The sequence below is a fragment of the Sphingomonas sp. 28-62-20 genome, from assembly GCF_002281505.1.
The window spans coordinates 1-4102 of sequence record NZ_NCGH01000062.1; the positions used below are offsets into that span (position 1 = coordinate 1).

The following is a 4102-nucleotide window of genomic DNA, read 5'->3' on the forward strand; positions in this document are numbered from 1 at the left end:
ACAAACAGCCGGTTTTAGGTAGCGGTTGGTTGGCCTTGAACGACCGGCGTTGGGTCTTTTCCGCCGCATACGCCACCAGCGCACCATTTCAGCCCATGGGCCGCGGCGAATTACGACGTTACGGTCCCCTGATCATTTTGCGGATACGTGCACCGGGTGCATCTGCCGCGGACGGCTTTGCAAAGAACGAACAATTTTGGCGTGACGTTACCCAAGAAGTGGTCCGACAATCGCCGCCACCGTCGCGCTCGCCCGACGTTGCCGCAAGATGCGGCGATCACGACCGCCTTCCTCGTCGTCTCCGGGATCGGCGTCGAATTTCGCAAAGGCGACCGGACCATCCTTACGATAGCCCTCGGTTCTGTCATCATCGCAGAAATGCGATGCGAGCAGGCCGAGCGCTGAGAGGATGGCTTCGCGGTGCCCGGTTTCCAGTGCCTTGCCGAACGCAGCGATCGTCGCTTCGGCGCCGCCTTCGACATGGTCGAGGCAATACACGAGGTCATGAGCATCCTTCGGCTCGAAGCGACTTTCGAAGGCGAACGCCTTCAGGCAGGTGAAGCTCACTACGTCGGCATAGCGGACGGTTTCCGTGACCACGCCGTTGTCGCCAAGCAACTCAGCGGTGATCTCGGCGCTCTCGTAGAAGTCGAACACCATGGAGGCATGCGGGATGTTGAGAGCCGAGACTTTACCTTTCGCGGGAAGCTCCTGGACCTTCCCGCCGGCACGTTCCGGATCGTCTGCGAGGAATTCGAGGATCATGGTGGTGCCGGTTTCGAGCGTGGTCTTCCAGCGCCATGACTGTTTGCGGCCCTCATCATTTTCGGCGCGATCGAAGCCCATCATGCGGAGATTTTCTTCCAGCGTCCGATAGGCCTCCGTGTCGGCCAGGATCGCAAGGTCGACGACGACATCGACGTCGCCCGTGCCGGCATGCGCCGGCACTTCGGGCGGGCGTGCACGCACGAGATAGCGCGGGGTGAGGCCGCCGACGAGGAACACCGAATTCTTCCACGGGCCAAGGCCACGCAGGAGCGTGACCAGCACGCGCTCGCACGCTTCGGTGACGGCGTTGTCATAGCCGCCAAAGGTCTTCGGCTTGGTCATCAGGGCTTGAGCCTCTCCGCGCGCAGATGCGCCGCCATTTCCTTGGAACGTCCCGACCCCTGCAGCAGATCGAGATAGACTTGCAGCGCCGGCGCGAGCGCCACGTCGTCGATGCGCTCGCCCACCGTCACATCGCCGCGCGAGCGCGTCTCTATAACGCCGAGATTCCATCCCTCGCTGACCGGCCGGGCATCCAGATGGTCGAGGATCTGCTTTTGAAATGGGCCGGGAAGGATGCGGCATCTGAGTTGGGAGATGCTGGAGAGATAGGGCGCATAAGCTTGTGCTGCGGCTTCGCCGGTAACGGCATAATCCGCACCGCCGCAGACTTGATCCAACCGCTCCGACAAGGTGCGAATGCGTCAAGCACGTCCTCGGCGGCGCGTAGGCGGCGCAGTTTGGACGGGCCGGAGCCTTGTACATCGACCCATTCGCGACGTTCCATCTCGGTGAGCGTGGAGGATGCCGTCGCTGGCGAGACTTCGGTTGTCTCCGCGAGCTCCTTGACGCTCAGCCATGCATGGCGACGTTCGAACACGGCCATGACGACGCGCGCCTTTTGCCCCTGAAAGACGGATTCAAACACTTTGCGGGTGTTACGAGGGGGCGGTCGATCGATGAAGACGAACGCATTGGGGGCCGGGATGTAGAGCGTGCCGCCAAGGTCATAAAAGCCGATGCCTTCCTCGCGCAGGATGTCGCGCGCGCCCGGCGAGATTGCGCGGGCGACGAAGAAGGGCAAAATGTCACGGCCGTCGGTGGGGAGGTGGGCGGCATTGGTTCGAAGCTGCCACACGGATTCGCGCACATCGCGGGGAAAGGCATCGCGTTTAGCTTCGACCAGCAATTGCATCGGCCGTCCACCCACCACGATATCGACGAGCGCGTCGGCGCGTCCATTGCGGCCGATCGGAACCTCCCGCGCTCGCACGATGGCCTGCCCCTCGGGCAATTTGCTGATCGCCGTGACCAGACTTTCCAGCAACTCGCCTTCTTCAATCTCGAATTTGAGCATATTCGATGTCCAGTGAATATGCTCCGAATAGCGAATATTCGCGGACATGTCCATATTTACTGTGCCGGGAATTTGGATTTGGAGGATCAGCGTGATCGGTTCCGCTCCGGCTGCTTGTGCTCACGTCGTTGCCGAGCTTGCAACACGCGTTCCGCCCCGGGCCCGCGCTCAGGACCGCGTTGTACGGACGCACCGGTATCGCGAACCACCGCGGGCCGGATCGTTCGACCGGCCGCTACATGGGCATCGAGTTGCGCGCGCGCGACCGTCATCACCCGCGTCACCGCCTCGGGGTTATCCAACAGGGTCCGCCGGATCACCGCCTCCATGACGCGCATTTGACTATCGACGGCGCGATCGTTGGGCAGCGAACGTCCATCGACGCGCTCACCGGGTTGGCGGGCAGGGGCAGGGGACTCTTCCGATCGCCGCGCCGAAGCCGGATTGCGGCTTTCGGTGGCATCGCGCGCGACCACCGGTGCAATCGTGTTCTTGCTCGCGTCGCTGCGCAGCCGGTCGAGTTCCTGCAGATCACGATCATTCGGCTTATAGCCCCGGACTTCGAGCCCCTTTTGTCCCGCCTCCAACCACACAGATCGCCGGAATGCCTCGGTTCCGGTGACATGGATTCTGTCCCACGAACGATGCTGGGCGATGGCGACAAGATCCTTCACCACCTCCTGGCTCTCGGTCGCCGTGACCAGTCGACGCCCCTGATCGCGAAACGCCGGATCCTTCGTTTCCGCTGAGGTAAAGTATGCAGGATCGCCCGACCATTTCGCCTTGTCGGCATAATAGCGTTTGCGCACCGCCTCGGGCATGTCACCCGCCTCGACCGAGGGAGCTTTTGGCTTCTTGTCGGTCCCGACCTTGCGCTCCGTGACGCCCGGGTCCTCGGCCTTTCGCTCCGCGCCCTTCGATTGCCCGACAGCTTCAGCCTCGGGCATGACGGTTCCAGACGCTACCCTTTTGCTGCGATCCTTGTCGTCGATGGCAACGCCGTTGGTCCTGCCACGCGGCTTGGTCGCCGGCGCCTTCTCCTTATCGGCCATGGTCATGCCTCCCAGTCACTAGCGTTTCAGAAAGGTCGCCATCGTCCTCCGGCTCAATCGCCGCGCGGGCGGTCATCGCCATCACGAAATCAAGTGCCGCCTTCTCGTCGCCGGGCGGCGGCAACGCCTCAAGCTCACCCAGCACCAGCATACGACGGGCTCTTCCTTTAGGGGTGGCGGCGCGTGCAGGGCGGCGCGCTTCGCTTCAATCGCCTGCGCTAGGGGGTCGCTACCGGTCGCTGCGCCTGCCTGTGTCGGGTTGGATTTGGGCTCGCGCATCAGGATCAGCCGCGGTGCGACCTTGGGCGGATCGGATATCCTGTCGGTGAAGCGCTTCGATCGGAAATATTCGATCTTGCGCGCGCGAACCGGCGGAATACCACCCCGCAGCAACAGCAGATCGCCCTTCGGCATCTGCATCAGCTCTTGCGGCATCATCAATGCACGACGCTGATCGGATTCCGAAATGCTGCGATTGGCTAGCATCCCGTGAATCGTGCGGCTCTTCGATTTCACGTTCATCGTGAAGAAGCCAAGCCGTTCGGACAGCTCGTTCGCCACCCGCAATTCCTTGGGCGTGAACACCACCTCCAGGCCGCAATTGGCGATGATCTCGTCGGTGACGTCGGGGCCATATATGCCGCGCGGCTGCGACCGGCTCTGGATCACCGGCAACAGCCGTAGGCCGTATCCCGCGACATAGGAAAAGGCCGACGCGATGACGGGCGCCTTGCCCAGGCGCGCAAACTCATCGAGCAGGACAAGCACCGGCACCTGGCCCCCGGTCGCTGGCAGTTCCCGCGTGTTGAGGTCGATCAGTTGCTGGAGGAACAGATTATAGACCGGTGCGATCCGGTCGATATTGTCCGGCGAGACCCCCAGATAGATCGACATCCGCTCGCGGCGCACCTGCCGCAGATCGAAG

At 62.6% G+C, this 4102-nt stretch carries 5 protein-coding genes; all 5 read right to left on the reverse strand.

Going from position 1 to position 4102, the window contains the following annotated elements; all coding sequences use genetic code 11:
• Positions 1–207 precede the first annotated feature (207 nt).
• Complete coding sequence (locus tag B7Y43_RS19955) at positions 208–1110, reverse strand: antitoxin (protein WP_374133405.1); 903 nt, start codon at positions 1108–1110, stop codon at positions 208–210.
• Positions 1110–1235 carry a hypothetical protein gene (locus tag B7Y43_RS19960; RefSeq protein WP_374133406.1) on the reverse strand — a complete coding sequence of 42 codons (126 nt, stop codon included), beginning with the start codon at positions 1233–1235 and terminating at the stop codon, positions 1110–1112. Before B7Y43_RS19960 ends, B7Y43_RS19955 begins: the two co-directional genes overlap by 1 nt.
• 26 nt (positions 1236–1261) lie before the next feature.
• On the reverse strand, positions 1262–2179 hold the full coding sequence (locus B7Y43_RS19965; RefSeq protein ID WP_374133407.1) for a MarR family transcriptional regulator: 918 nt from the start codon (positions 2177–2179) through the stop codon (positions 1262–1264).
• 32 nt (positions 2180–2211) lie between these two features.
• A complete protein-coding gene (locus tag B7Y43_RS19970; RefSeq protein WP_374133408.1) occupies positions 2212–3177 on the reverse strand; it encodes an LPD7 domain-containing protein in 966 nt (321 codons plus the stop codon).
• An 81-nt stretch (positions 3178–3258) separates the two neighbouring features.
• Positions 3259–4102 (reverse strand): type IV secretory system conjugative DNA transfer family protein (locus B7Y43_RS19975; protein ID WP_374133409.1); only part of this gene is annotated, 844 nt, incomplete at its 5' end.

Coding starts and splice junctions, on each gene's coding strand:
- B7Y43_RS19970 (WP_374133408.1), bottom strand. CDS start 3,177: ATGGCCGATAAGGAGAAGGCGCCGGCGACCAAGCCGCGTGGCAGGACC.
- B7Y43_RS19965 (WP_374133407.1), bottom strand. CDS start 2,179: ATGGACATGTCCGCGAATATTCGCTATTCGGAGCATATTCACTGGACA.
- B7Y43_RS19955 (WP_374133405.1), bottom strand. CDS start 1,110: ATGACCAAGCCGAAGACCTTTGGCGGCTATGACAACGCCGTCACCGAA.